This window comes from Thermanaeromonas sp. C210 (assembly GCF_013167955.1).
In the GTDB taxonomy this organism is placed as follows: Bacteria; Bacillota; DSM-521; order Neomoorellales; family Neomoorellaceae; genus UBA12545.
Map to the genome: position 1 here is coordinate 475,144 of NZ_BLWF01000004.1, position 26,831 is coordinate 501,974.

The 26,831-nt window shown below is 54.6% G+C and carries 28 protein-coding genes; 4 read left to right on the forward strand and 24 right to left on the reverse strand.

Features of this window, described 5'->3' with window-relative positions:
* Positions 1-92: 92 nt before the first annotated feature.
* Both TAMC210_RS12690 and TAMC210_RS12695 read left to right on the forward strand, forming a co-directional pair.
* On the forward strand, positions 93-767 hold the full coding sequence (locus TAMC210_RS12690; RefSeq protein WP_173299154.1) for an amino acid ABC transporter permease: 675 nt from the start codon (positions 93-95) through the stop codon (positions 765-767).
* Entirely contained in the window at positions 754-1,476 is a 723-nt protein-coding gene (locus TAMC210_RS12695; RefSeq protein ID WP_173299155.1) for an amino acid ABC transporter ATP-binding protein, read from the forward strand. Before TAMC210_RS12690 ends, TAMC210_RS12695 begins: the two co-directional genes overlap by 14 nt.
* 485 nt (positions 1,477-1,961) lie before the next feature.
* Here the strand turns inward: TAMC210_RS12695 and pspAA are convergent, their stop codons facing one another.
* Genes pspAA through htpX form a run of 4 tightly spaced genes read right to left on the reverse strand, consistent with a single transcriptional unit; the run spans position 1,962 to position 4,460 of the window.
* A complete protein-coding gene (pspAA, locus tag TAMC210_RS12700) occupies positions 1,962-2,246 on the reverse strand; it encodes a PspA-associated protein PspAA (RefSeq protein WP_173299156.1) in 285 nt (94 codons plus the stop codon).
* Positions 2,243-2,944 carry a PspA/IM30 family protein gene (locus TAMC210_RS12705; RefSeq protein WP_173299157.1) on the reverse strand — a complete coding sequence of 234 codons (702 nt, stop codon included), beginning with the start codon at positions 2,942-2,944 and terminating at the stop codon, positions 2,243-2,245. The genes pspAA and TAMC210_RS12705 overlap by 4 nt, the downstream gene beginning before the upstream one ends.
* Positions 2,945-2,980: 36 nt before the next feature.
* Positions 2,981-3,562, reverse strand: a complete 582-nt coding sequence (pspAB, locus tag TAMC210_RS12710) for a PspA-associated protein PspAB (RefSeq protein WP_173299158.1) — start codon at positions 3,560-3,562, stop codon at positions 2,981-2,983.
* 1 nt (position 3,563) lies between these two features.
* Positions 3,564-4,460 carry a zinc metalloprotease HtpX gene (htpX, locus tag TAMC210_RS12715; RefSeq protein ID WP_173299159.1) on the reverse strand — a complete coding sequence of 299 codons (897 nt, stop codon included), beginning with the start codon at positions 4,458-4,460 and terminating at the stop codon, positions 3,564-3,566.
* 255 nt (positions 4,461-4,715) lie between these two features.
* Here htpX and TAMC210_RS12720 point away from each other — a divergent pair, with 255 nt between their 5' ends.
* Positions 4,716-5,627 carry a S66 peptidase family protein gene (locus TAMC210_RS12720; protein ID WP_173299160.1) on the forward strand — a complete coding sequence of 304 codons (912 nt, stop codon included), beginning with the start codon at positions 4,716-4,718 and terminating at the stop codon, positions 5,625-5,627.
* A gap of 3 nt (positions 5,628-5,630) precedes the next feature.
* Here the strand turns inward: TAMC210_RS12720 and TAMC210_RS12725 are convergent, their stop codons facing one another.
* The 14 genes from TAMC210_RS12725 to TAMC210_RS12785 form a co-directional block, all read right to left on the reverse strand.
* Positions 5,631-6,674, reverse strand: coding sequence for a uroporphyrinogen decarboxylase family protein (locus tag TAMC210_RS12725; RefSeq protein ID WP_173299161.1), 1,044 nt, complete (start codon positions 6,672-6,674; stop codon positions 5,631-5,633).
* A gap of 96 nt (positions 6,675-6,770) precedes the next feature.
* Complete coding sequence (locus tag TAMC210_RS12730; RefSeq protein WP_217267382.1) at positions 6,771-7,904, reverse strand: TRAP transporter large permease; 1,134 nt, start codon at positions 7,902-7,904, stop codon at positions 6,771-6,773.
* A 173-nt stretch (positions 7,905-8,077) separates the two neighbouring features.
* Positions 8,078-8,551, reverse strand: a complete 474-nt coding sequence (locus tag TAMC210_RS12735; RefSeq protein WP_173299162.1) for a TRAP transporter small permease — start codon at positions 8,549-8,551, stop codon at positions 8,078-8,080.
* A gap of 76 nt (positions 8,552-8,627) precedes the next feature.
* The gene (locus tag TAMC210_RS12740; RefSeq protein WP_173299163.1) at positions 8,628-8,903 is read right to left on the reverse strand and encodes a hypothetical protein; all 276 of its coding nucleotides are present in this window, start codon (positions 8,901-8,903) and stop codon (positions 8,628-8,630) included.
* Positions 8,815-9,201, reverse strand: coding sequence for a hypothetical protein (locus TAMC210_RS14030; RefSeq protein WP_173299164.1), 387 nt, complete (start codon positions 9,199-9,201; stop codon positions 8,815-8,817). The genes TAMC210_RS12740 and TAMC210_RS14030 overlap by 89 nt, the downstream gene beginning before the upstream one ends.
* A 134-nt stretch (positions 9,202-9,335) precedes the next feature.
* On the reverse strand, positions 9,336-10,568 hold the full coding sequence (locus tag TAMC210_RS12750) for an ROK family transcriptional regulator (RefSeq protein ID WP_173299165.1): 1,233 nt from the start codon (positions 10,566-10,568) through the stop codon (positions 9,336-9,338).
* Between the two features lie 42 nt (positions 10,569-10,610).
* On the reverse strand, positions 10,611-11,537 hold the full coding sequence (locus TAMC210_RS12755) for a glucuronate isomerase (RefSeq protein WP_254388668.1): 927 nt from the start codon (positions 11,535-11,537) through the stop codon (positions 10,611-10,613).
* Positions 11,538-11,611: 74 nt separating this feature from the next.
* A complete protein-coding gene (locus TAMC210_RS13610) occupies positions 11,612-11,881 on the reverse strand; it encodes a hypothetical protein (RefSeq protein WP_254388669.1) in 270 nt (89 codons plus the stop codon).
* A gap of 37 nt (positions 11,882-11,918) precedes the next feature.
* Positions 11,919-12,680, reverse strand: coding sequence for an SDR family NAD(P)-dependent oxidoreductase (locus TAMC210_RS12760; protein ID WP_173299166.1), 762 nt, complete (start codon positions 12,678-12,680; stop codon positions 11,919-11,921).
* 97 nt (positions 12,681-12,777) lie between these two features.
* On the reverse strand, positions 12,778-13,860 hold the full coding sequence (gene uxuA, locus TAMC210_RS12765; RefSeq protein ID WP_173299167.1) for a mannonate dehydratase: 1,083 nt from the start codon (positions 13,858-13,860) through the stop codon (positions 12,778-12,780).
* A gap of 91 nt (positions 13,861-13,951) precedes the next feature.
* Complete coding sequence (locus TAMC210_RS12770) at positions 13,952-15,565, reverse strand: mannitol dehydrogenase family protein (RefSeq protein ID WP_277997721.1); 1,614 nt, start codon at positions 15,563-15,565, stop codon at positions 13,952-13,954.
* Between the two features lie 450 nt (positions 15,566-16,015).
* Positions 16,016-16,693, reverse strand: coding sequence for a formate dehydrogenase subunit gamma (locus TAMC210_RS12775; protein ID WP_173299168.1), 678 nt, complete (start codon positions 16,691-16,693; stop codon positions 16,016-16,018).
* Positions 16,674-17,390, reverse strand: a complete 717-nt coding sequence (locus TAMC210_RS12780) for a 4Fe-4S dicluster domain-containing protein (protein ID WP_173299169.1) — start codon at positions 17,388-17,390, stop codon at positions 16,674-16,676. Before TAMC210_RS12780 ends, TAMC210_RS12775 begins: the two co-directional genes overlap by 20 nt.
* Before the next feature lie 4 nt (positions 17,391-17,394).
* Positions 17,395-19,560, reverse strand: coding sequence for a molybdopterin-containing oxidoreductase family protein (locus TAMC210_RS12785; RefSeq protein WP_173299170.1), 2,166 nt, complete (start codon positions 19,558-19,560; stop codon positions 17,395-17,397).
* A gap of 459 nt (positions 19,561-20,019) precedes the next feature.
* Here TAMC210_RS12785 and TAMC210_RS12790 point away from each other — a divergent pair, with 459 nt between their 5' ends.
* The gene (locus tag TAMC210_RS12790) at positions 20,020-20,913 is read left to right on the forward strand and encodes a LysR family transcriptional regulator (protein WP_173299171.1); all 894 of its coding nucleotides are present in this window, start codon (positions 20,020-20,022) and stop codon (positions 20,911-20,913) included.
* A 1-nt stretch (position 20,914) separates the two neighbouring features.
* Here the strand turns inward: TAMC210_RS12790 and TAMC210_RS12795 are convergent, their stop codons facing one another.
* The 6 genes from TAMC210_RS12795 to TAMC210_RS12820 form a co-directional block, all read right to left on the reverse strand.
* Entirely contained in the window at positions 20,915-21,142 is a 228-nt protein-coding gene (locus tag TAMC210_RS12795) for a sulfurtransferase TusA family protein (protein ID WP_173299172.1), read from the reverse strand.
* Positions 21,143-21,343: 201 nt separating this feature from the next.
* The gene (locus TAMC210_RS12800) at positions 21,344-22,033 is read right to left on the reverse strand and encodes a CAP domain-containing protein (protein ID WP_254388670.1); all 690 of its coding nucleotides are present in this window, start codon (positions 22,031-22,033) and stop codon (positions 21,344-21,346) included.
* A 189-nt stretch (positions 22,034-22,222) separates the two neighbouring features.
* Positions 22,223-22,999 carry an IclR family transcriptional regulator gene (locus TAMC210_RS12805; protein ID WP_173299174.1) on the reverse strand — a complete coding sequence of 259 codons (777 nt, stop codon included), beginning with the start codon at positions 22,997-22,999 and terminating at the stop codon, positions 22,223-22,225.
* Between the two features lie 270 nt (positions 23,000-23,269).
* A complete protein-coding gene (locus TAMC210_RS12810; protein ID WP_173299175.1) occupies positions 23,270-24,292 on the reverse strand; it encodes a sugar kinase in 1,023 nt (340 codons plus the stop codon).
* 117 nt (positions 24,293-24,409) lie between these two features.
* The gene (locus TAMC210_RS12815) at positions 24,410-25,066 is read right to left on the reverse strand and encodes a bifunctional 4-hydroxy-2-oxoglutarate aldolase/2-dehydro-3-deoxy-phosphogluconate aldolase (RefSeq protein ID WP_173299176.1); all 657 of its coding nucleotides are present in this window, start codon (positions 25,064-25,066) and stop codon (positions 24,410-24,412) included.
* 266 nt (positions 25,067-25,332) lie between these two features.
* Positions 25,333-26,826, reverse strand: a complete 1,494-nt coding sequence (locus TAMC210_RS12820) for a UxaA family hydrolase (protein WP_173299177.1) — start codon at positions 26,824-26,826, stop codon at positions 25,333-25,335.
* Positions 26,827-26,831: the final 5 nt, after the last annotated feature.

Consider the following 26,831-nt stretch of genomic DNA (forward strand, 5'->3'; position numbering starts at 1 on the left):
CCATCGGTTAAGTTTATGGTAGTATATAATGCGTAGTGGCCGGTCAGGCCGGTGCTACGCATATTTTATGTCCTACGGGCGAGGTGGCACTTTTGAATCTGATCCTCAATTCCTTTCCCTATCTCCTCGGGGGAGCCCTGGAGACGATAAAACTGGCCTTTTTGGCCGTATTAGTAGGATGTATACTAGGTCTCATAGTAGGGCTGGGGCGCCTGTCGAGGCAGAAGATCATCCGTTCCCTGGCTACCTGTTATGTTGATTTCCTGCGCGGCACACCCCTTTTGGTGCAGGTCTTTATTGTCTACTTCGGCTTCCCCCAGATTTTGGAGCAGCTGGGCTCTCCCGTAACCCGGATCCCCCCCTTTTGGGCCGCCCTCATCGCTTTCAGTCTAAACAGCGGGGCCTATGTGGCGGAGATCTTCCGGGCCGGCATCCAGTCCATTCACCGGGGGCAAATGGAGGCCGCCCGGAGCCTGGGCATGACCCACGGCCAGGCCATGCGGTATGTTATTCTACCCCAGGCCTTCAGGCGGGTTATCCCTCCCCTGGGTAACGAATTCATTGCCCTCCTCAAGGACACCTCGTTGCTCTCGGTCATCGGCATTACGGAGCTGACCCGGCGGGGACAGATCATCATAGCCAGCACCTTCAGGCCCTTTGAAATCTGGTTCACGGTAGCTCTGATCTACTTAGTCCTGACCTTCTCCATTTCGCGCCTGGTAGATTTCCTGGAAAGGAGGTTGGACGTCACCGATGATAAGGGTTAGGGGGTTAAGAAAGCGCTTCGGCCGCCTGGAGGTTTTGCGGGGTATCGATTGCGACGTTGCCCCGGGAGAAGTGGTGGTAATCATCGGCCCCAGCGGGTCGGGCAAGAGCACCTTCCTCCGCTGTCTCAATATGCTGGAAGAACCTACGGAGGGCTCTATCATTATCGACGGGACAGAGCTTACCAGCCCGTCCACGAACCTCAACCTGGTCCGGCAGAAGGTAGGTATGGTGTTTCAGAGCTTCAACCTGTTTCCCCATAAGAATGTGTTGGAGAATATTGCCTTAGCTCCCATAGTGGTGAAAAGGCTGGACCGGGAAAGGGCGGAAGAGCTGGCTTACGAGCTCCTGCGCAAAGTGGGACTAGAAGATAAGGCCAGGGCGTACCCGGATCAGCTTTCCGGCGGCCAGCAGCAGCGGGTGGCCATCGCCCGGGCCCTGGCCATGCAGCCTGCCGTTATGCTTTTCGATGAGCCGACCTCGGCCCTGGATCCGGAGATGGTGGGAGAGGTGCTGGAAGTGATGCGGGACCTGGCCCGAGATGGGATGACCATGATGGTAGTAACCCACGAGATGGGCTTTGCCCGCGAAGTGGGTCACCGGGTAATGTTCATGGACGAAGGCAGGATCGTGGAAGAGGGCCCCCCGGATAAGGTTTTCAACCGGCCGGAAAATCCCCGGACCCAGGCCTTTTTAAGTAAGATCCTTTAACCTGCACCCGTGGAGGGGTCTGGCGCATCCCCGCTTTTTGCCTGGGCGTGATTTGGCCCTCGCTCGCTCCCTGAGCCTTGCAGACCAAACAAGCGCTCAATTTTCGGCCTCCGGCGGGGTTTCCGGCTCATTCGGCTTCCGTGCCTCAGGACCGGCCTCGGCCGTCCATGGCCTCGGCCCCGCCTCCGTCCTCAATTTCGCAAAAGATTATCTTTCGCTCAGCTCAAGTCGCTCGCTTACGAGCTAAATCACCCTCATCAAACCAGGGGATACGTCAGGGGAAAGGTCCCTTGCGCTTCAGCAGGGCAGACGGGCAAAGGCCGCCCCCCCCCTATTGCGAAAAGGAAAAGGCCGTAGCCGGAGGATAATTCCGGAGCTACAGCGAAGGTGTAGTCTTTTTCACTCGTATTGGATGCCCGGCCGCTAGGAGACGCCATCTCCGCGGTCCTGAAGATGTATACCCTCTCCTGCAGCCTTCGTAGGCGCTAGAAATCGCCCAGTTTCCGGGGATAGGCGGCGAAGAGCTCCCTGGCTTCTTCCAGGGTGGTGTCCGGAGCAGGCAAAACCAGGTCGGATTCTACCAGCTCCGTATCCTCTACTTTGGTGCCCCGGTCGCGGATTAATGTCAGCACCTCGCAGAAACGGCGGTTGAAACCTTCTTCGTCGTTGTTGGCAATAGCCTCCAGCAGCTCGTCGTCTAATTTGTCCAGTTCGCTAAGGGCCTCATTTTTCAGCCGGTACTGGCCTTCGGTGAGGATGCGGATAATCACTCCTTCCTCACCTCCTTCTTTAGCCGGGCCAGTTCTTCCCGGACTTTACTCGCCGCGGAAACACGACGGAGCTCTGCTTCCAGGGGGTCGGCGCTTTCCAGGGCATCGTCCAGGACTCCTCTGGCCACCAGTTCATCAATGGCCTGTGCCCGCGCCCGCATCTTCTCGGTCTTTTCTTCCGCCCGCTGGATGGCCAGGGAAACGTCGGCCAGTTCTTCCGATAGGCCGGTGGCTGCCTCGCTGATCTTTACCTGGGCCTGGGCCGCCGAGTACTGGGCTTTGATGACTTCTTTCTTGGTGCGGAAGGCTTCCACCTTGGCCCGCAATCTCGCCTCGACCGTGGCCAGCTTTTCCTGTTCCTGCTCCAGCCCCTTAATCTGCTCTTCCAATCCCTCCAGCTGAGCGGCCAGCACTTGCTTGCGCTCCAGGGCGGCGGTGGCCAGATCTTCCCTTCCCAGCTGTAACGCCTCCTTGGCCTGCCCCTCGAGCCGCCCCATATTTTCCTTTAGGCGCACCACCTGCAGTTCCAGGCGCTTCTTAGAGGCCACCACATCGGCCAAGTTGCGCTTCACCTTCTGCAAGAGCTCCAGCTGGCGCTGGTATGAATATTCCAGGGTTTCGTGGGGGTCTTCGGCTGCATCCAGGATCTTGTTAAGCTTGGCCTTAAAAATGGTGGACATGCGGGATAGGATACCCATTATTTTTTCACGCTCCTCGTTACAGGTTACCGGACCTTAAACAGGGTTGTTCCATAAAGGGTACCACCGGCTCAAATCTTTCTCCAGGGGAAGTTCCTTTTCCAGAAGGGCGAAAAGCCGCATCTCGCCTGCGGTATCCCGCTCCTTCCCCTTATGATCTACGGGAATAAAGGGATAAAAGGAGCCCCGTTTGTAATTAAAGATAAGGTAGAGGACGGGAGTGGTAGTTTCCCTTTGCTCGAGGCGAAAGACGGCGGCCAAGAGCCGATCGCCGTATCCCTGTTCCACCAGGGTCTGCCCGGCCATGTGGGTTAAGGCCACCAGGTCCTCCCAGTCCCGGTCGTGAAACACAAACCAGGTGTAACCGTACTCGTCACCCTCTACCTGCACCCGGCTGCCCAGCTCCTGGGACGCCAGCCCCACCAGATCCCGGGCCTCTTGAGCGGCGGCAGCAAAAGCGCTATCCTCGGCAGGCCGCAATACTAAACCGGCCCTGCCCGCCGGTATCCACCCTGACATGGCTTCCAGGGTAAGCCGGGCGGTACTCAGGGTAAAGAGGGGCTCGGTTCGGGCCGAAGGCACGCGGCTGCGGCCCAGCAAAACATCCCATAAGCCCATGTTAGCGCCCCTCCATTTCCCTTTCCAGCCGCCGCAGGTATTCCAGCCTCCGTTCCAGGGAAGGGTGGGTGGAAAACAGCTCCATCAGGCTTTCCCCCCTCAAGGCGGGGACGATGAAAAAGGCGTTGAGGGCTTCGGCCTGGCGCAAGTCCCGGGTGGGAATGCGCTGCATCACGCCGCTAATCTTCACCAGGGCGGAGGCCAGCTGGCCGGGGGCTCCCGTCAGCAAAGCCGAACCCCGGTCGGCGGCGAACTCCCGGTAACGGGAAAGGGCGTTGATGAGGAAGTAGCTGATAATCCAGACCACCAGGGATACCAGGTACACCACTGCGGCCGCCCCGCGTCCCTCGCGACCCTCCCGGTCACCATACCCCCATCCCCAGTAGTAGAAGTGCTGGACCAAAAAAGAGGCCACGGTGGCAAAGAAGCTGGCGAGGGTCATGACCGCGACATCCCGGTGGCGGATGTGGCTCAGTTCGTGGGCCAGGACTGCTTCCACCTCAGGAGGATCCAGCCGCTCCAGCAACCCCGTCGTTACGGCTACCACCGCATGGGCCGGGCTGCGGCCGGTGGCAAAGGCGTTGGGTACCGGGGTACGTACGATGGCCACCCGCGGCTTGGGAACATCCGCCAGGATGGCCAGCCTTTCCACCAAGGCGTGGAGCTCGGGGGCCTCTGCAGGGCCGACTTCTCTGGCGCCCATGGACCACAAGACCATCCGGTCGGAGAAATAATACTGGGCTAAGAGCATGCCACCGATAACGACAGCCATGCCCGTGTAGCCAACCCCTGCCTGCCACAGGACCAGAGCGAAAAAAAGGTACAGGGCCGCCAGGAGAAACATGGTTAAGAACATACGGGCCTGGAGGCCCTTATCGGTTTTTATCTGCCGACGCAAGAACCCTCCCCCTTCGTCTGCAAACTTTCCTGGGCTTGCTCGCTTTTCCTCGCCCTGTGCTAGCTTTTTCGAAGTCCTTTACCTCCATGATAAGTGGCTGCCTTCCAGGCTGTCAAGGCAATCTCCAAAGTTGCCGGGGATTGACCTCCGGTCCTATTCTACGCCCGCCATGGTAAAAACATACATGTTGCAGCTGTCGCGGGTACGGCGGAATATAAATTTGTAGGGCAATAAGTAGGGGAGGAGGCACAGAGAATGCTAAAGCCGCGACCGCTAGAGCCTGGGGATTCCATCGGCATAGTAGCGCCGGCCGGACCTTTATGGGATGAAGCCTACCTGCTGCGGGGGATAGAACGGCTGCAATCTTGGGGGTTTAGGGTAGTGTTAAACCGGCCCCTCCAAGCGGGCGAGGGGTACTTGGCCGGAAGCGATGAGGAGCGCCTGGCCGAACTGGAAGCCATGTTCGCTTCACCGGAGATAAAGGCTCTAATCTGCCTGCGGGGAGGTTACGGCAGCCTGCGCCTTTTGCCCCACCTCCATTACGCTCTTATACGGTCCCATCCTAAAATCTTCGTCGGTTACAGCGATATTACTGCGCTGCACCTGGCCATAGTACAGGAGGCAGGGCTGGTTGTCTTCCACGGGCCCATGATTTACCCGGAATTGGGCGGCCACTTAACATCCTATACCAAAACTTCTTTATTAAGCATGCTAACAGGTTCCCCCGGTTCTTTCACGGTACGCCCCCTCCCGGGAAAGGCCCTCGCCGTCAGCCCCGGCCGGGCCAGGGGACGCCTTATCGGCGGCAACCTCTCCCTGCTGGTATCTACCCTAGGCACTCCCTTTGAGATAGATACCCGGGGAGCCATCCTCTTTTGGGAAGAAGTGGATGAGCCTGCCTACCGCGTGGACCGCATGCTAACCCAGCTCCGCCTGGCCGGGAAGCTCTCGGCCGCCGCCGGTATAGCAGTGGGGGAATGCATAGGATGCGGGGACCTGGAGGAACTCCTGAGGGATCGCCTTGCTCCCCTGGGGATTCCCTGCCTTTACGGCCTCCCCTGCGGCCACGGTACCGACATAGCCACCCTGCCCCTGGGTGTTTACGCCACCCTGGATGCCGACCAGGGGTACCTCCGGATAGAGGAACCCCCGTGGGCCCAGGCTTGAGAACTATTGATTTCCCGTACTATCTTTGGCAGCCTTAACAAGGGCACGAATGTTCTCTCCGGGTGTTCCCGGGGAGGTACCGCCTCCGGCCGATAGTATAATTCCTGCCTTACTACCATATTTTTTTAGACAATTCCTTGCTGCTTCCTCTACATCTTCGGGGGTGCCGCTGGTAAGTACCTCCAAAGGCGGGATGTTCCCCAGAAGGCATACCTTTTCACCCACTAACTCTCTCACCTTACCGATATCTTGCAGGTGAGTAAAGTTGAAAATATTTACGGACAAATCTTCCAGGTACTTAAAATACACTACGTTGTCCGCATCGTTATGATACATCTTGATACAGTGGGGAAAAGCAGCAAAGATCTCTTTCAGGTAAGGGTGGGCAAACTCCAAATAATCATCGTGGGAGAGGAACCCAACAATATCATCTAGAACCATAATGCCCTCAACTTCGTCTAAGACTTCTGCCTGGGCTTCTAGCCAATTCTTGGTAAGTGTAGTAGTCTTGTGTAGCAGTTTGTGGGTATTAGCTGGATCGAGCTTTAACCCCATCAGAAAATTGGTAACGCCCATCAAGTGAGAGGCGATAGTTAAGGGCCCCCTGGCCGCTACTACTTTTATACACCGGCCGAGATCCCTCACCCTGGGTTCTATATTCTTATAGACACTTAACACAAAGGGCATCAATCCGTCACTTCGGGGATCGGGAACAGGTATATCTTCTGCCTCCTCAGGAGAGTTGATTATATGATTTATCGTTGGCGTCCTGTCGGGATAAAAATTAATTTTGCAGCCAAAGCCGGACGGTTCGGTTGCCATACCGTATTCCACCCAGAAACCGGGCAGAAAGATCACTTCCGGAAATTCCCGTATAACTTTCATGTTGGCCTCCAACCATTTCTCCGGCAGCGCAAAGTAGTCTGTGGTTGATATGCCTACATAACCAGGGATCCAGGGGCTGTCTACGATAAGCCCTATAGGTACTTCGGGCAATTCTTCCATGGCGGCACACTTCTTGATAATCGACCATTGAGAAGGATTCATAACCTGTTCCTCCTTCACAATTTAGTAATGCTCACTTCATTAAGCCTACCAGGGCCAAACTAAGCTGGGGGAAGGCGATCAATAGGCCAGCAACGATCAACAAAGCAATGATATAAGGTATGCTTTCTTTAATAAAGGCTTCCACCGGAATATTACCAGAGAGCAGACTGTATACATGTTCACTCCTACAGGCGGGGTAAGGCCCCCTAACTGGATCATCACCTGGAATATTATCCCAAAATGGACCGGATCAAAACCGGCATTGACTACAATGGGTAAGAACAGGTGGGTCAACAGCAAAGTGTTGACCGTCCCTTCCATCAACATACCCGCTACCAGGAGAAAAACTATAATAACGGCCATAAGGCCATAGGGACTGTGAGCGGTCCCGAGGACCAGATTGGCCATTTTTACAGGAAGTTTTTCGTAAGCCAGGGCATACCCGAGAATAGCAGCCATGGAAACGATCAGCATTATTATCGCATTATCCTCGGCAGCGTTCCGGAGCGCCTCTATCAACTTCTCTCCGTCAAGCTCCTTGTAAATAAACTTGCCTACCAGGAACGCGTAGGCCACAGCGAAGGCGGCCGCCTCTGTTGGAGTAAAAACTCCAAATCTAATGGTTACCAGTAGGAATATGGGAAATAAGAGAGCCCATACACCTTCTTTGGTAGCTACCAGAATCTCCTTCCAGGATTTCTTTCGTCCCTTGTATTCAAGGTCATACCGCCTGCGGATCGCAATAACATGAGTCACTAGCATAGTGGCTAAGCCCATAACGATCCCCGGGATCATACCGGCAATGAGGAGCTTGCCAATAGATACCTGCCCGGCAAATCCGTACAATACCAGCCCGATACTGGGCGGAATCAAGGCTGTGGTCAAGGTGCTGCTGGCAATCACTACGCCGGAAAATCCGTCGTTATACCCTCTCTTTCGCATTTCAGGCAGCAGGAGGCGGGTTTCCAGGGCGGCATCGGCATTGGATGATCCCGTCACACCCCCTATCAACATAGCCAAAACTGTTGCCACTTGCGCCACAGCTCCTGGAAGGTGCCCAACAAGGGCATCGGCGAGCTTTATCAGCCGTGAGGTGATGCCCGAGGCGTTCATTATGTGGGCAGCCAGGATGAAGAAGGGCACGGCAAGAAGTGGAAAGGATTGGGTGCCCGTTACCAGCCGCTGTACTACAACCGGAAGGGGTATGCTGGTCTGAACCAAGAAGTACATAAGTCCCGAGATTCCAAGGGTAAAGGCTATGGGTACGTTGAGCTAAAAGTAATACAATAAAGGTCAGAGCTACGAGGAGCACTATTTCTCACCTCCGAGGGCTGCTCTTATTTCAGGGCGACCTTAACCATCCCTTCTCCACAGTTTCGTGGGCAAGGGAGTAGCAGACGGGGTTAGCGCTCTCCTCTTAGCTGATGGAATTTAGCCAGCAACTTGGCCACTACGGTAACAGACATTAAGATTGCCCCTACCGCCACAGAAGACGTAACCCACGAATAGCTGATGGGTAGATCCTCGATAATCCTGCCGGTATGAGCGGTAGCTAAAGATACGGCGACATAGGCCACGAGGATAAGAAAGGCAAGGACAATTAACAGGACCGCCACAGACAATCCGTGCTGTATTTTTTCCGGCAGGCGCCTGGTGAGCAAGTCCACTCCCAGGTGGGCTTCCTTTCTTAGAGCCCGGTCAGCCGAAATATAGATGACCCAGACAAAGATCACACTTGCTATAGTGCTCGACCAGTTAATGGGGTATCCCAAATAGCGCAAGAGAGACGAGAAAAACACCAAAATCGTCAGGAAACCCAATAATACCATGGATACAATTGCCTCAATCTTGTCTAAAGTGCGCATTAACCGTTCCATGACGGTCCTCCTTCTCTTCGAGATTGCGGGGTGGCACGCTGGAACAATCAACGTGCCACCCCAACACCGGCAGCCCTCATTTACCCAATACTTTATTGACCTCCTGGCGCAGTTCTTCATAGTTCAATTTGGTATAGACTGCCTCGGTCCTTTCCTTGAAGGGTGCCAGGTCCACATCATTGATTACGGCGCCTTCTGCTATCATCTTGTCTTCCAGTTCCTTAAGGTTGGCCAGGAGCTTATTAGTGGTGAAATCCCCTGCCCTAATGGATTCCTCTATTAAGATCTGCTGGTACTCCTCTTTGCGGCACCCAGACTCCCAACCGCCCGGCGTCCGAATTGACTCCGACATCTCCTCCTAGCACGGCTTGCTCCAGTAAGTCCTCATCGGCGCCTAGTACACCTCCAGGGTAGAGTTCAACCGACACTTTCCCATTAGTTCTGGCCTCTACACCCTTTTTGAATTCCTCATACCCCTGATATACAGGATCGTCTTGGGTAATCACCATACTGATGCGGAGCTTGTACGTCTGGTCTTGCGTCTGGTCGGCCTGCTGTTGTTTTTCGCCTGCCTGCTGGCCGCACCCGCCGATAAGAAGCATTATCAGTATAAGCAAAGGAATGATCAATTGTCTCTTCATTAGTGACATTTCGCGTAGTACCTCCTTTTTACAATCTTTTATTAGTTGCAACCTCCTCACACTTTACTTTCCACATCCATAACCCCAGATCGCCTATACGCCTATCACCCCCATTCTAAGCCCGGGCTACCGCAGGGCTTCCTTTACTCACCGTAGAAATCCAGCCTGCCCTCAAACAGGGCCTGTAAGGCTACTGCGCAACCGCCATAAAAGCCGGTATCCTCTTGCATGGCCGAGAGCTCTATCCGGACCTCTTGCACCAATTCCGGGAAGGCATGCCGCTTTACGCTCTCGGTCAAGGGGTCCATCAGCAGCGACCCCGCCGCCGCCAGAATCCCTCCTACAAATACCGCTTCTAGATCGCAGAGATTAATGATGGTAGCTATGGCCCTTCCGATATGCCATCCCGCCTGCCTGATCAACCTGGCAGCATAGCCCTCCGGGTAAGAAGACCAGGTTAGCAGATCATCAATGGATATTTCTCCCTTTTCTCGCCAGACGCTTCTAAGGGGTTCTTCTTCTCCGCACAGATAAATCTCACTGTTCGCCCGGCGTACCAGGGCCAGGGCGGAGTACAAGCTCTCCAAGCACCCATTATTACCGCAGTTGCATAAAGGCCCGTCCTCGTCTATCACCATGTGTCCTAGCTCCCCGGAAAAGCCCTTTTTCCCGTAAACAAGCGTCCCATTTAGTATGATTCCGGCGCTGATACCCTCCCCCAAGTTAATGTAAGCCATATTAGGAACTCCATTACCCTTGCCGAAATTATATTCTGCCAGGGCGGCAGCATTGGAGTTGTTCTCTACAAATACTTCCATCCCGAGGAGCTCCTGCAACCAGGCCTTTACCGGGACATCCCGCCACTTGTCCCCTAAATTGGGGGAGCGTTTCACAGTATGGGTAGACCTATCCACCAGCCCAGGATAGGCCACCCCCATCGCAAGTATCTTCTTGGGTTCTACGCCAGAGGACATGATGAGGTTGCGAGTTTCCTCCGCCAGCCTCTCCAAGCCAAGCCGGGGTTCTTCCATGGCAATGGAGAGACGCTTGATCACCACCGGCTGGGCACCTAAGTTGACTATTCCCACGGTGGTCCTTTGACGCGTAATCTCGACACCTACTACGAAGCCAGCACTGGGATTAAATTCCAGCCTTACGGGCCTCCTCCCCCTTGCTGATTTCCCCAATCCTATTTCGGTAACGTACCCTGTTTCCACCAACTCTCGTACGATACCGGTCATGGCCGCTGGCGTAAGACCAATCAATTTAGCCAACTGCTTGCGCGACAAAGAACCGTGTTGCCTTATGGTGTTTAGCACTACCAAGCGATTAAGCTTCTTCAAATGCTGCAGGTTTCCCGCTTCGTTACGCTTCAATGTTTGCTCTTCCTCCAGAATAAATGGTATTCAGGACAAAACTTACTGTGTTGTGAGGCCGCTAGAACGTCCAGTAACAAAGTTCCAGAAGTTATTTCTAAACAGGCGTTCCACATCCCCTTTGATGGCTTCCTCGGTCAACCTCCACCCAGATTGCCAGAGCTCCAGGTATTTCTTCGTTAAGAGGGATACCATGATTTTTCTGAAACGGGCCCACTTATAAATCAGGTGTTCCAATACCCGGGCATCCGAATGCTGGGGAATGAAGGACAATCCTAAAAGGTCCAACCTCATGGCCGTGATCTCTTCGGCTAGGGTAGGATTGTTCAAGAACCACCAGCACCCGAAGACCATTAGATTATTAAATTTGCGAGCCGTCACCGCCAGTTCGTGCTGGTTTTCCCGGGACAACATAGTCACGAGAAATCGATTGTCTAGATAGGTCGAACACAGGTATTCGATAACCCGGACGTCAGCCGTGCCCAAGGAATCTCCTGCCGGCCCCAGCCGGGGGTTAACCGACCTCCTGACCCCTATCATGAGGGCCAAGGGCACATTAAACTCCCTGCATACCGGAAGTACGGCCTTCTCCAGTAAGGGGGAACGTACAGTATCCTCGGGAATTTTAATATCAGGAGGCAAGGAGACCGCTACGTACACAGCCTGGGTTTTATGCATCCAATATCGTAAGAAGCGTTGAATCTCCTTTATTGTACTCGGTTCAGCAGGGCTTCCCAGCAGGTAGCCCTCCTTGGCCAGGTGGGCGGATGCATTTTCATAGTGATTTAAGAGGACATCGAGCCTCAAGGCAGCTTTAAATCTGGGATCCCTGTTGCCCACCTTTTCCCATAAATGCCTTTCCTGCGGGTTGAAGGGATCGTTAGTCATTACCACTTCTTTTACTCCAGCCAGACCAAATATTTTATCTACATATTCGCTCAGAGAGGTAATGTTAAACTGTAATCTCAATTCCTCCAATTCCCCCGCAGCACCGGCGAGCCCCAGTTCCTTAAGTATGGTGAGGAAGCCCCTTTGGGCCTCGCTCAGGGGAGAATTATCTCTAAATAAGGTTTTATATACCAGGTTGGCTTGCCGATCTTTAGGAGGCTAAAGAAATCTTCATACTTAAGGCCGGAATAACGGAAAAACTCCGCTACCAGGTAATGATAAGTTAATAATTCATCTACGCCGTAGAGCAGCAGGTCGCCAAAGGCCGGCGGATAGAGATGGGTATGCATGTCCGTAACCTGTATCCGAGCCATTTCTCGTGCAACGACTGCTTCCAGAGCGGCCCTGTCGGTAATAACCCCCATAGTCCCTTCCTCCTGGTCTCCCCTGCTTCTTAAGGCATCAATAAACTACCATACCCCCGTTGACATCAATGGTCTGGCCTGTAATGTAATCAGCATAATCCGAGGCTAAAAACAAAACCGCTCCTACTACGTCTTCTGGTACGCCAGCGCGCTTAAGAGGGATATTGCGGGCCATATCCTCGAACATTTCCGGGGGAGTAATCTCCGGTTTATGGAAAGGTGTACGGATCAAACCAGGTGCCACGGCGTTGACCAGGATATTATCCCCGGCCAGTTCCTTGGCCAGACCGCGGGTGAAGGTAGCTAAGGCCCCCTTAGCAGTAGCATAAATAAGCGCTCCCGGACCGCCGCCCGTCTTGACCGCCACCGAAGTGATGTTTATTATCTTGCCCCTGCCCTGAGCCTTCATCATAGGGAGAACGGCCTTAGTCACCATAAAGGCGGATTTCAAGTTGGTATTCATTACACTTTCCCATAACTCTTCATCGGCTTCTTCCAGGCGGGCTCTCTTTATCATTGATCCGGCATTGTTAACAAGAATATCGAGCCGTCCGAAGCTCTCTTGGATTTCCCTGACCATCTCTTCCACGTCCTGACCACAGGAAACATCCCCTTTAACCAGCAGCGCCCTTCTCCCCATATTTTCCATTTCTTGCACTAAACTAAAGGCTTCGGCAGCGCTATTTCTATAATGGACTATTACGTCTGCACCGTGGCGGGCAAAACCACGGGCTATCGCCCGCCCTATGCCCGTGCTACTTCCTGTAACCCATACTACTTTACCTTGAAAGTTGTACATGGTAAGCCTCCTTACCCCTTGACCATCTTAAGGCGTACGAAATGGTTTTTAGGTTAACTTCCAGCCAGGTTCCAACCTTTCCCCCGGTCGTCCCTTATTAACGATACCTTGTCTCCATTTTACTAATGGCTTCCCACAGACCGTTTAGGTAAGCTATGCCCAAGGCCCGGTCATACAAACCATAACCTGGTCTACCCACTTCATTCCAAATCATCCTGCCGTGGTCGGGTCTGAGGTAGCCTGTAAAACCGATATCATAATAAGCTTTCATAATCTCAAACATATCTAAGGAACCATCAGAAGATAAGTGAGAGGTCTCATCAAAATTGCGTAGCGAATGAATCTTGATGTTTCTTACATGGGCGAAGTATATCCTTCCTCGCGCCCCAAAATACCGGATCAGAGCTGGAATATCATTATTGGGATCGGCCCCCAGGCTACCGCTACACAGGGTAAGACCGTTATAGGGGCTATCCACGAGATTGATTATTTTTTCTAGGTCCTCCTTAGATTTGGCAACCCGAGGCAGCCCGAAAACAGACCACGGCGGATCGTCGGGGTGAAGGGCCATCTTTATGTCAACTTCTTCGGCCCCAGGGATAATGGCCTTTAAAAAGTACTCCAGGTTTTTTAAGAGCTTGCCTTCATCTACATCGTGGTATTGGGCGAACAGATCCCTTAAGTTACGCAGCCTTTCGGGTTCCCACCCCGGTAATTCAAAACCGTGGGAATTGGTCGCTATTTCTTCTACTAGCTTCCGGGGGTCTATCTTCTGTATCTTTTCGTCTTCGTAGGACAACGTCTTAGAGCCGTCCGGCAAGATCTTCGCCAAGTCCGTGCGCGTCCAGTCGAATACGGGCATAAAGTTATAGCAGACTACCTTAATGCCGCACCGAGCCAGATTTTTTAAGGTTTGAATGTAATTATCGATGTACCGGTCCCTGCTGGGAAGCCCTAGTTTGATATCCTCATGGACATTGACACTCTCTATGACTTCTAATTCCAGTCCCGCCTTTTCTACAGTCTCCTTTAGTTTTTTGATTTTTTCTAGGGGCCATACTTCACCGACTGGCACATCGTAAAGGGCACCAACAATACCAGGTCTGCCTGGTATCTGCGCAATTTGCTCGAGAGAGATATGGTCATGGCCTCCTCCAAACCATCTAAAGACCAGTTTCATGGCCTTATCCCCCCGTAAAGCCGCAATTTTATGCGAGAATTTAGGCCGCAGAAGAACTAAATTAACTCCACTACAACTCTTCTTTAGGCACTTATAAATACTTTTGTAGGGTAGCCCGTACAGCGTAAGCTCCTGAAATCATTTCCGCAAAGTAACCCTCAATCTTTTGCCCCAACCCCACTTTATAAAGGTCTAAACCAAAAATGCCTTTGTTGGATAAAATAGGTTTTAAGCTATCGCCTAAAGAAGTAATATCACCCATCCGTACTCCAGCAAGGCATGACTGTAGGAACGGAAGCATCGGATCGGGACTGAGCTGCATGGGATTACCTTTATCATCCAATCCCATTAAATACCTGCACCAGCCGGCAATTACTAAAGGAATATAAGTAAGACTTGCCGGATCCAACTCTGCCCTGTCCCGGTAGGCTTTGATAGTCTCGCCAAATCTTATACTCATTTTTTGGGAGGTATCGGTCATAATCCTCTGGGGTGTATCGGGAATGTACGGATTGGGCAATCTCTTTTCGATAACTTCTTGAAGAAAGGCTTCGGGGTCCAGGATCCCCGGATCTACCACTACAGGCAAGCCTTCTTCGTATCCGATTCTTTCTACTAATTTCTTTAGATGAGAATCCCTCATTTCTTCCGCAATGTAGTTGTATCCCAATAAGCATCCGAACACCGCCAATGCGGTATGTAAGGGATTTAAGCAGGTGCAGACTTTCATTTTTTCCACCCGGTCCACGGTCTCCCTGTCGGTAAAGAGGACCCCTACCAGCTCGAGGGGCGGACGTCCGTTGGGGAAGACATCCTCCACTACAAGATACTGTGGGCCTTCGGTGTTTACAAAAGGCGCCACATAAGTGTTTTTTGACGTACGAATAATCTCTGTATCACCGAACCCTATAGCCTCTAGGGCTGCTTTCACATCCTCCGACGGCCTCGGAGTAATCTTATCGATCACCGTCCAGGGGAAGCTCACTTTATGGGTATCGAGTACGTATTCCAGAAACCCCTCCTCCACTAACCTGTTATCCACCCATCTTTGAACAATAGTTTCAACCGCTTTCTTTAGTTTCGTCCCGTTATGAGAACAATTGTCCAAGCTTACCAAAGCTACAGGAAGCTGCCCGTTCTTATACCGAGCGTAGAGTAACGCACCTACTTTAGACATAACATGTCCGGGCTGGTCGGGCCCTTCTTCCATATCCCGCTTAACTTCTTCTAAGTACTCTCCGGAGGCATTTCTTAGATTATAGCCTTTTTCAGATATGGTAAAGGTAACCATTTGCAAGCAGGGCTTAGTAAATATTTCTTTTAAACGGTTCCAATCGTGCTGCCGCGATATATCTCCGATTAGACTTTCACTTATGCTGGCTACAACTTTTTTGTCCAACGTTCCGTCGGAATGTAAGGTAACTACGAGGCCCAAATTGCCATAGGGTGTATAGACGCGCTCTATAATCTCGAAATCGAAAGGTTCAACCGCAACAATACCCGTACGAGCTGCTCCCAAGTTGAGGAGCTCCTGCTGTAGCATAGCGATAAAGGCCCTAAATATATTACCCGCTCCAAAGTGCACCCACGTCGGGTTTTCTCGGGTATTTAACATCATTTCGTCATGCTCGAATTTAGGCAACTTGATCCCGGCTTTCTCCCATACTGCCCTATTCTTTAGCGCCTCTCGAGTTAAGCTCAGCATCCTGACGTTTATCCTTTCCTTGACAAGCTTATTAAGTTAGACCTTATCTTCATCTCTTCAACGCCTTCAACCTGGCGGGCGAATTTTACTGCACCTAAAACCATTACAAAATACTTTATTTAGTTAAGTTTATATTTACTAGAATTTAACCCTTTATCCCACGCCCTTTTATGAGCCTTTTCAGGGATAATACCTCATTATTATTTAACGCTGTTTATTATTCTACATGAAATTTTAAATTCCTGCCGGCTCGAAAAAGATTTTCTCCGCAAATTTTGGGACCTCCAACTAACGACTACTGGTATCCGGGCCGTCCGAACTCCCACCCGCAACCCCTTGCCCATGCCGGGCGCATAAAAGAAAAGCGCACGATGTTTGCCAACCGTGCGCTCTCCAAGTCGCATAGATTGTTTAAATTGCTCATGTATATGCTATACACCGGCGTGCCTACTAGGCCACCCTTGGGCGGCTCCTTTCCATCTCATCCTGCCCTGTGATTTCACGGTACCAGCGGCCGTGGTGCTCCCGGGCAAAGGTTTCCGAAACGGTGCCCCAGATCATTCCCTTAATGGACTCCCTAGAGCCGGGGTGGCCCAGGGCGAGATAGACATGCCCTATCAACACGGCTCCCATTAACAAGGCCCCCGCCGAGTGGAGGGGAAGGGCCCAGGTCACCACTTCAGGGGACAACCTATCCCTTAAAAGGAGTATCCAGCCCGTGGCCATCATCCAGACGGAACCGAAGACGGTGAGAAGGGAATTCAGTTTTTCTCCGGCATTGAATTTCCCCTGTTCGGGCAGTTTCACCGGGAGGCCGAAGAATTCCCGGGGAAAGCCCTGGAGGAACTTCAGGTCTTCCTTCCTCCAGGTAAAGCATTCTTTGAGCCACTGGAAGGTCGTCCGGGGAGTTCCAAGGAGAAGGATGAGAACCGTCAAGAAAGTGAAAGGATAAGCCATGGCGTGATGCACGTTCCGGGCAGCCTGCAATACTTCCGGACTTAAGAGGCCGCTTAATCCCCGGAAAACCAGCCCTAAGCCCGTAACCAGCAGTAGCACGAAGGTTACCCCGTGGCTCCAGTGCCCCAGCCGCTCCGCCAGGTTAAAACGCTCAATCCTTCTTTCCGGCATGTTCCTTACCCCCTTTGGCAATAGTGTTGATTAACAGACTGGTAACTACTGCCGCCGCCGCAAGGCCCATGGCGGCCTTGCCCGCCGGGTGAACGATGTCCTGCCACAACCGCACCGCCCCCGGCTCCTCAAGGTCGGGGGGAAGAAGGGAACGGTCCAGCTGCAAATTGCGGGGAGGTACGTAAGCCACCGCGGTGCCGGATATTTTAACGGCCTTTTTGCTGCTTATGGCCTGGCTTATTTCGCTCCCCGGGTCCTCCAGGTCGCCGAAAATCCTCGCCCCGGCCATACAGGTCTCCACGCAGGCCGGCTGTTTGGCTTCCGCCAGCCGGTGGTAGCAGAAGTAGCACTTTTGCGCGATGTTGCGCTCGCGGTTAAAGGTACGGGCATCATAGGGGCAGGCCGATTCGCAGTAGCGACAGCCGATGCATTTTGTTTCGTCTACGGTAACCACACCATCGGGCCTCTTTTGGGTCGCGCCCGTGGGACAGACTTTAGCGCAGGGGGGATCGTCACAATGCATGCACTGGGTAAGAACCACGCCTCCCCGCACTGCGGGAAAGGTTCCCACCTCATAGCGGTGAACGCGGGTGAAGTGTTCCTCCGGTGATAGCCCCCACTCCGCCTGGCAGGCCACCGTACACCCATGGCAGCCTATGCATCGGTTAAGATCTATCAGCATACCGAGACGCGCCATTGTTTTATCCCACCTTCCGCACCGTAACCAGGGTTTCGCACTGGGCGGTCACCCCTGAGATAGGGGCCACCCTGATGGGGATCAGGAGGCTGCCGTTAGCCCCCCGGTTGTAGGCTAGGCGCCTCAAGGGTACACCGCAGCCAAAGCCGTGGGCCAAGAAAACGGCCTCGGGGTGAATACCCTCGGTCACGCGGGCTTTTACCGTAACCTTGCCCACCTCGGAAGCTACTTCGACTATATCCCCGCTCTTAATGCCCAGCCGGCTTGCCGGGCCGGTATGGATCCACAGCTCGTTTTCCGGCATGAGGGAGACCAGGTAACTGTTGTTGTCGGTGGTGGTATGGGTATGCATGGGGACGTGCCCCTGGATGAACCGGAAATTGCCTTCCCCGGGCTCCACCAGCGGCGGCTCCCAAGCCGGGGTCAAAGTGCTCCCGGCCCGGACAAAGGCGGGGCAGGCCAGCTCGATTTTGCCGGAAGGTGTCTTGAGGCGGGTATAATCCGGCTTTTCGGCCTCTACCTCCGCTACCCCTTCCCGCTCTAGCTTATCCTGGGTAAGGCCTAGAGGAGCCAGCAGGGCATTGTTATACTGTTCGAGGGTAAAATTAAAGTATTCGCCCAGGCCGGCGGCGCGGGCCAGGCCTGCAATGATTTCCTCCGCCCCTTTGGTGTTGAAAAGGGGACGCACGGCCGGCTGGCGCAAAATGATCTTGTTGCCCACGGTCATTAAGGGGTCGTATCTTTCCAGGTAGGTGGACTCCGGTAAGATGTAGTGGGCATAGTAGGCCGTGTCGTTCATTTGAATATCGATGGCCACTACCAGTTCAAGCCGCTGCAACGCTTCGATGAAGGCCTGGGAATCCGGACACGACCGCACCGGGTTGAGGTGATAGATTACGGCACCTCTAATGGGATAGGGCGCATCCTCCTTCACCCGCTGGGGGAAGAGCTGCACTATTCCGTGGGCTTTGATTAAAGGCCATTCCTCGCCGCCCGCCCCATCCCAGCGGGGAGCGGTGATCTCCGGGGTCTTGGGCCCCATAAGCCCTGAGGGATCGCCCAACTTTACCCTGGTGGGGAAGCTCAAACCTCCCCTGGCGCCGAGGTTGCCCAGGAGGGCGTTAAGGGCGGCTACCGCCCTGGCGGTCTGGAGGCTGTTGTAGTACTGGGAGCCGGTTACGGCATGCCATCCCGGATCTACCACTGAGGCCGGCTTGGCCTCCGCCATTTCCCGGGCGATGCGGGCGATGGTAGGCGCGTCAATACCCGTTATTCCCGCCGCCCACTCCGGGGTGTAATCCCTCACGCCCGCTTTTAACTCGTCAAAACCTATCGTACGCTCGGCGACAAAGGCGGCGTCGTACAGGTTCTCGTTGATGATAACGTGTATCAGGGCAAGAACGAGGGCCAGGTCGGTTCCCGGCCTGATGGGAAGCCATTCGTCGGCAAAGGTGGCAAAATCGCTCAGGCGCGGGTCTACCGCCACCAGGTGGGCGCCCTTTTCCTTGGCGGCCGTGATCTTCTGGATGTCTGGATTTTTGATGCCGCCGGTGAGATTGCGGCCCAGGGCCATATAGTAGCGTACGTTGGCGTAGTCCACGCCCGGCACGGCGCCGTACATCTGCTCAAAGGCCACATTGCGGGCGGTATAGCAGGTCGGCGCGTGGCCCGTGTAGTTGGGGGAGCCGTAGGCGGCCATGAAATGCCTCTCGAAGGGAGCAATGAGCTCGGGGTGGGCCAGCCACACCAAAGACTCGGGGCCGTAGCGGGCCTTGAGCTCCTGCAGTTTTTCGCCGATCTCCCGGAAGGCCTGGTCCCAGCTTATGGGCTCGAACTTCCCTTCCTCCACCCGCTTCAGGGGTTCCTTTAAGCGGTCGGGGTCGTAGAGGGTTTTCATGCCTGCGTTCCCGCGGGCGCACAGCCGTCCGGACGCCTGGGGATCTTTCGGGTTGCCTTCTATCTTTACCACCCGTTCCTCCCGCACCCGCACCAGGATGCCGCATTTAACACCGCACATCTCGCAAATACTCGGTACAACCCGTTCCGCTTCAGCCGCACTCGCCGGTAGCCCCCGGCCCGCGACAGTGAGGCCGCCATTAAAAGCAGCCAGGGCCCCTGCTGCCGCGGAAGCTTTAAGGAATGTACGCCGGCTGATTTTAATCGGCGACATCGGCCACCACCTTCCTTATGGAATAATGCTTACATTGGGAAGCTTTGTTATTGTCCCAACACATTGTTTTCCTTCCGGCCGTCACTCGCCCTTGTATTGTAGCGCACTTTCACATTAAGATTTAGCCGTTACCGGGTTTATTCCTGCCGCCGCAAAAGCCCCCCGGATCGGGCTGGGGGGTCACCCTTTGGCCCCCCAGCCCTTGATATTCCTAAATTTAACCGCCCCCATCCCCGAGCACCACCTATCGATTCTTTCGAAGACTTCCAATACTTTCGATAGGCCGGCCTCCCTGCAAGATAGGTGTTCACCGCATATCGTCCAGGTCCATCCCCTCCCGTAAATCCTTTCCCCCCACCATCGCCCCTCCGTACCGAAAAGCCCGGAAAGAAGAAAGAGGATCGGGCCATCCTTTGTCGAAAGCTATTTAATAGTCTGCCTGGCGTGGAGGTAAGGCTCATGAATCTGTCTCATATCCGGGCCTTTTGCACGGTGGCCCAGGTAAAGTCCATGTCGGAGGCCGCCCGCATCCTCCATATATCCCAATCTTCCCTCAGTTACCAGATACAGCTCCTGGAGAACGACCTGGAAGCCGAGCTCTTCACCCGGACTAACAAGGGCGTTGAACTGACCGAACTGGGAGAAATCGTTTATGAATACGGTCAAACCCTGCTGCAGCTCGTGGAAAATATGAAGCGGGACCTGGCCAACTGGAAGAGCGGCCACGAACGCCTCATCGTAGGAGCGAGCAGCACTATCGGCAGTTATGCCCTGCCCTGCACCATCTACACCTTCAAAGAAAAATACCCGGAGGCCAACATCCGGCTGCTGGTGGCCAACCGGGAAGAAACCATCCGGCGGCTCCTGGAGAGGACCGTGGACCTGGGACTGATCGAGGGGCCCGTGGAAGTGCCGGGCCTGGTCACCCGGGGCGTGGCGGAGGACGAACTCCTCCTCATCGTCCCCTCCTCCTGGCCTAGCTCGGGATCTATCGGCCTGGAGGAACTGCGCCGTTTGCCCCTGATAATAAGGGAAGAGGGCTCGGGAACAAGACAGACCATAGAAAAAGCCCTCGGCGAGCACGGCCTCTCCCTACGGGATCTCAACATAGTCTTGGAGCTTAACAGTAACGACGCCATTAAGTCTGCCATCCGGGCCGGGCACGGAGTAGCCCTGCTGTCCCGCTTGACGGTCCGCGCCGAGCTGAGCACGGGGGCCCTCAAGGCCCTTAAGGTAGAGGGTATTTCCTTCCGCACTACTTTTACCATTGTCTATCCCCAAGGGAAGCCTGCCAGTGACCTGCATAAAAAGTTCTGCCGTTTTATCCTCTCCAATCGCCGGGCCTTCTGTTAGATCAGTGGCACTTTTCTATGATAATCTCCCATAGCCCGTTGTCCACGCTCTGTACCTCCGCCTTATGCCCCATCTTGTGGACCGCCTCTACCAGGGCCTGGGTAGTACAGCTGTGGTCTGTCTCCACAATAAGGATATCCCCCCGGTTGAGGCCCTTCAGGCGCACCTTAGTTCGCAAAATGGGAATGGGACACATCTCCCCGCATACGTTGAGCCGGTAGACGGCCACTTTATCACCGTCCCTTTATCTTCCTAGTCCGGGGATCCAATTCGCCATCCCGGTTCCCTTTCCTGCCCCCGGAAGGGGCGGCACCAAAAAAGGGGGCGCCAGCGAAAGACGTACAGGGTTTCTTCCTGCCACGGCTCAAGCTCAGCGTGCGGCAACAAAAAGGGGTGCGCCCTTCACAGGCGCACCCCGGTCGTGCCCTTCCTATTTTCCTATGAACTCTTGCACCCAGTAATGGCCGTAGCTCCCACCACTCGCGTAGCCCACCCCGATGTGGGTAAAGTTAGGATTAAGTATATTGGCCCGGTGACCGCTGCTCCCCATCCAGGCTGCCACCACCGCTTCCGGCGTCCGGTAGCCCGCGGCGATGTTCTCCCCGGCTGTCCGGTAAGTAATCCCCAGACTCTTGAGCATCTGCGCAAAGGACCCATAAGTGGGGGAGGTATGGCTAAAGTAGTTGTGGTCCCGCATATCCTCCGCCTTCAGCCGGGCTGCCTTGCATAGCTGCCCGTCCACGGCCAGGGGCTTGAGGCCGGCCTTGGCCCGCTCGGCATTGACTAGCTCCACGACCTGCTCCTCGTACTGGTGAAGCTCATAACTGTTATCAGCCTCCTCCGGCGGGGGGCTGGGAGCAGGCTCCGGTGCCGGCTCAGGCTGGGGTTGAGGCGCGGGAGCCGGCTGCGGTGACGGAGCAGGCGAAGGTGACGGCTGACGCCAGAAAAGCCACGCCCACCATTGTACGGGGGTCGCCTGAGGGTTCGAGTTGGTCTTCAGATAGTAAATGTACTTTGGGCTATAAGAGGTACCGGCCCCGGCCGGATTCGCCAGAACAAGGGCGGACGTAAGGGCCACCAGCAAAGCAACGAGGGACAAAATCAACCGCTTGCGCCGCAAAATCAACATTCCTCCCCTTCATGGTTTTGCCCTCATACTCGAGGGCCAAAAACCCCTCCTTTTACACGTTAAGCTCCTAGACATTCCCTTACGGCAGGCAGGAACGCTAATTTAAAGGAAGGGTACCTTCATGTTACCATACAGGGAGGCGTTAGTTAACATAAAATTTTTACCAGCCTATCCCCGCCCTTAAGCATCCCCTCCTCGAAAACCCAAGCGGCGGGATATTTCCCGGCCGGCCCACCGCACCAACCCGCCCAATTCTGGTATCCTCTCCTCCGTTACGTGAACTTCCGAGCCGGAAATGCTTAAAGCCGCCACCACCCGGTTCTGATAATCGAAGATGGGGGCTCCAACACAGCGAATGCCTTCTTCATTTTCACCGTTATCCACAGCATAGCCCCTTTGGCGGATCCCTTCCAGTTCCTTTGCTAGTTCCGTCCACTCGGTAATGGTGCGAGCCGTAAAACGGGGCAAGCCCTTCCTGGCCAATAAGTCCTGTACTTCCGGCCAGGTAAGATAGGCCAGGATAGCTTTGCCCACGGCCGTGGAATGGAGGGGCACCCGGCGGCCGATCTGGGAGTGCATGCGGATAGTCCGGTTTCCTTCGACTTTGTCGATATAGACGGCCTCGTCTCCGTCCGGTATTACCAGGTGGGCCACTTCATTGCTTTTAGCTGCCAGCTCTTCCAGAAAAGGGTGGGCTATGGTGCGCACGTCTATCCGGTCTAGAATTTGCCCGCTTAATTCCAATATCTTTAATCCCAGGCGGTATTTGCCGTGGTCGGCCTCCCGTTCTACATAGCCGTATTCCTTAAAAGTCTGCAGGAGGCGATAAACAGTGCTCTTGTGCAGTCCTACCCGGCGGGCCACTTCGTTTAAGCCCAGTCCTTCCTTCTCTCCGGCTAAAGCCTCAAGGATGGTTAAAGCCCTTTCCAAAGCCTGGGTGTTTGCCGTTCCGGACATCTCTCTCCACCCCGTTGCTCCTGCAGGCCATTCTCATTAAATCCTACTTTAATTATATCACCCGTTCTCCCTCGGCCTTAAAGGCGCCACCGGTGGACCCCCTACCCCCCTCAAAAATTAAAACCCCGGGCCGCTCCTGTAAAAGGACCCCGGGGTTTTCGCCCACCTTTGGGGGCTACATAGCCGGTTGGCTCCGTCTAGCCAGCCCCGGCCCCTTGCCGCCGACCGTATGGGCCGCAATAAGGCCTGTAAGAAGGACCGCAGCCCTTTTTAACGCTGGACGCGGCCCGAGGCGTCCCCCTTCATCAGGGTTTCTACTTCCTCCCGGGTTACGTGGTTAAAATCGCCGGGAATGGTATGTTTGAGGCAGGAGGCGGCGACGGCAAATTCCAAGGCTTCGCGCGGTGGGCATCCCTCCAGCAGGGCATAGATCAGGCCGCCGGCAAAAGCATCGCCCCCGCCTACCCTGTCTACAATATGAATCTGGTAGCGGCGGGATCGGTAAAACTCCTTTCCGTCATACAGCAAGGCCGACCACCCGTTATCAAAGGCAGAAAAGCTCTCCCTTAAGGTTATGGCTACCATCTTTAAGTTAAACCTGCGGGCCAGCTCTGCTGCCACCTGCCGGTATCCTTCTTCACTGATCTGGCCGGCAGTTACATCCGAAGCCGCTGCTTTAATCCCAAAAACCTTCTCGGCATCTTCTTCGTTGCCAATGGCAATATCCACATAAGCCATGAGTTCGGTCATGGTAGCCCGGGCTTTTTCCGGCGGCCACAAGTTCTTGCGGTAGTTTAGATCGCAGCTCACCGTGAGGCCCAATTTCTTGGCCGCCTGGACAGCCTCTAAAGTTACCGCCGCTACGTTATCCCCCAAGGCCGGGGTAATACCAGTAAAGTGGAACCACCTTGCCCCTTGCAGGATCTCTTCCCACGCAAATTCTCCCGGCCGTACCTGGGAAATGCTGGACCCCTTGCGGTCGTATACGACCTTGGAGGGCCGCTGGGAGGCTCCTATCTCCAAAAAATAGATGCCCAGCCGTTCGCCCCCGCGCAGGATATACCGCGTATCCACCCCGTAGCGCCGCAAATGATTAACAGCCGCCTGGCCTAAAGGGTTGGCCGGCACTTTGGTTACAAAAACGGCCTCACCGCCGAAATTGGCTATGGAAACGGCTACATTGGCTTCTCCTCCGCCGTAGGTAACGTCCAAGGAATCCGCCTGCACCAGACGGCTATACCCGGGAGGCGAAAGCCGCAGCATAATTTCGCCGAAGGTTACCACTCTGGCCATTAGGGCCTACCTCCTTCATAAATAAAATTCCAGGCCCCTCCTTTTCAGCCACTTTCCCGGTCGGCGAGCCGTCTCCCCTTGGGCAGGTTTCTCGCCGGAAAAGGAGGGTACTGGGGATTACGAGGAAGCGGCCTGCCGGCGCGCCTCCCTTATGGCCTCTACGAACTTCGCGGCCGTTTCCGTTACCAAGGCGTAGTTCCCGGTCTTGGCTCCTTTGGTCAGTTCCCCTCCCACACCTACTGCCTCACAACCGGCCTTGATCCATGCGGCTACATTGTCCAGGCTGACTCCCCCCGTAGGAACAAGGGGTGCCTGGGGAAGGGGACCTTTAATAGCTTTAATTACTTCCGGCCCGAAAAGGCTACCGGGGAAGAACTTGACAAAATCCCCACCCGCCTCCATAACCTCCACCACTTCGCGGATGGACATGGCCCCCGGCATGCTGACCTTCTGGTAGCGGTTGCACACCCTTACCATGTCTACATTCAGGCTGGGGCTCACAACGAATTCGGCGCCAGCCAGTATAGCCAGCCGGGCCGTCTCCGCATCCAGCACGGTGCCCGCACCTATGAGGATTTCGCCCTTCCGGTAAGTGGCAGCCAGCTCGCGTATGACCTCCACCGCGCCGGGTACGGTCATGGTGATCTCAATGGCCTCCACCCCGCCGGCCTTGACCGCCTCGGCGATTTTCAACGCCTGTTCGGGATTTTCCGCCCGCACCACCGCCACAATGCCGCACTGGATAATGCGCTCCATGGTCTCCAGCTTTTTCATGGGGTCCTCATCACCTCTGGTTCATATTGTGAAACTCTGGTTTACTATATGATAATAATTCGCCACGGCTGGCCAAATCCCTCTTATCTCCACCCCCTAAATTGCAATTTTTGTGGCCAAGCCTTCTCTTCCTTTGCGGCGGGTTAAAGCCGGGAACCCTCCTGTTCTTCCCCATCGGTGTCCAAAAAGCCTGTCCCTCGGGGACAGGCTCTCAAAGCTTTACAAAAGGGTCTGCCAGAATGCCTTCAATTCATTGAGGGAGGATGTCACAGAGTAACGCCCGTTTTAAAAATGGCTATTTCCCTGGAACCCATCTCTTCGTTGCAAGCGCGCTTCCGACCCGCAGCCACCGCCATAATAAGCTTCCACAGCTCCTCTGTTAATTGGTCCAGGGTTTTCCCCGTCAATAGAACACCCGCATCAAAATCTATCCAGGCCTTTTTGCGCTGATAAAGCTGGCTATTGGAAGAGATTTTCAGGGTGGGCACACAGGTGCCCAGGGGTGTCCCCCGGCCGGTGGTAAAAAGGATTAACTGGCAGCCGGCCGCTGCCAGGGCGGTAGAGGATACCAGATCGTTTCCCGGCGCACTCAACAGGTTGAGGCCCTTTTCCCTGCATCTCTCCCCATAGGCCAGGACGTCTACCACCGGGGCCGTGCCTCCCTTCTGCACGCAGCCCAGGGACTTTTCTTCCAGAGTAGTGATCCCCCCTTCTTTGTTGCCTGGCGAGGGATTCTCGTACACTGGCTGGCCGTGATCTAAATAATATTGCTTCCAGCCATTGATTAGGCCTACTATTTGCCAGAAAACCTCCTGATTCTTAGCCCTTCCCATGAGTATCGTTTCGGCCCCGAACATCTCCGGCACTTCAGTAAGGACGGCCGTCCCCCCGCAGGCCACCAAGCGATCGGCCACTTTCCCCACCAGAGGGTTGGCGGTAATCCCCGAGAAGGCATCCGAACCCCCGCACTTAAGGCCTATTTTGAGCTCACTTACCGAGCAAGGTTCCCGCCGGAAGAGAGAGGCATATTCTGCCAGCTCTTTTAGCGAGGTCAAACCCCGGGCCAGCTCATCTTCTGCTTCCTGAGCTACCAAAAATTTAATCCTTTGGTTGTCCCTTTGCCCCACGACTTCTCGGAACTCCTGGACGTTGTTGTTCTCGCAACCCAGCCCTAAAACCAGTACACCGCCGGCGTTGGGATGAAGGCATAAAGAAGCCAGTAGCCGCTGGGTATTGCGGTGGTCCTCCCCCAATTGGGAACAGCCATAGGGGTGCTTAAGGGCATAAAAGCCATCCACTCCGGGCACATCTCCTAAGCGCTCCTGTGCCAGGCGGGCCAGATTCTCTGCCAGTTGGTTAACGCAGCCCACTGTCGGTATAATCCAGATTTCGTTGCGCACTCCCACCTGGCCGTCGTTCCGCCGGAAGCCCGGGAAAAAGGAGCCCTCTTCCTCTGGGAGGCTAGTTGGAGCCTGGGGCCGGTAACTGTACTCCTGGAGGCTTCCAAGCTTGCTGTGTAGATTGTGGCTGTGCACCCATTGACCTCGCTGAATAGTAGTGGTAGCCGTACCAATGGGAAAACCGTATTTAATAACGTCCGCTCCAGCGGGTATATCCACCAGGGCAAATTTATGCCCGGCCTTTACGGCTTCCTGCAAGCAGATCTCGTTCCCCCCTGCCCTCACTGTAGCGCCGGCAGGAATAAAGGTTAAAGCTACGGCCACATTATCCTTTTCATTCAACTGTAAAACCTTATTCATATGCT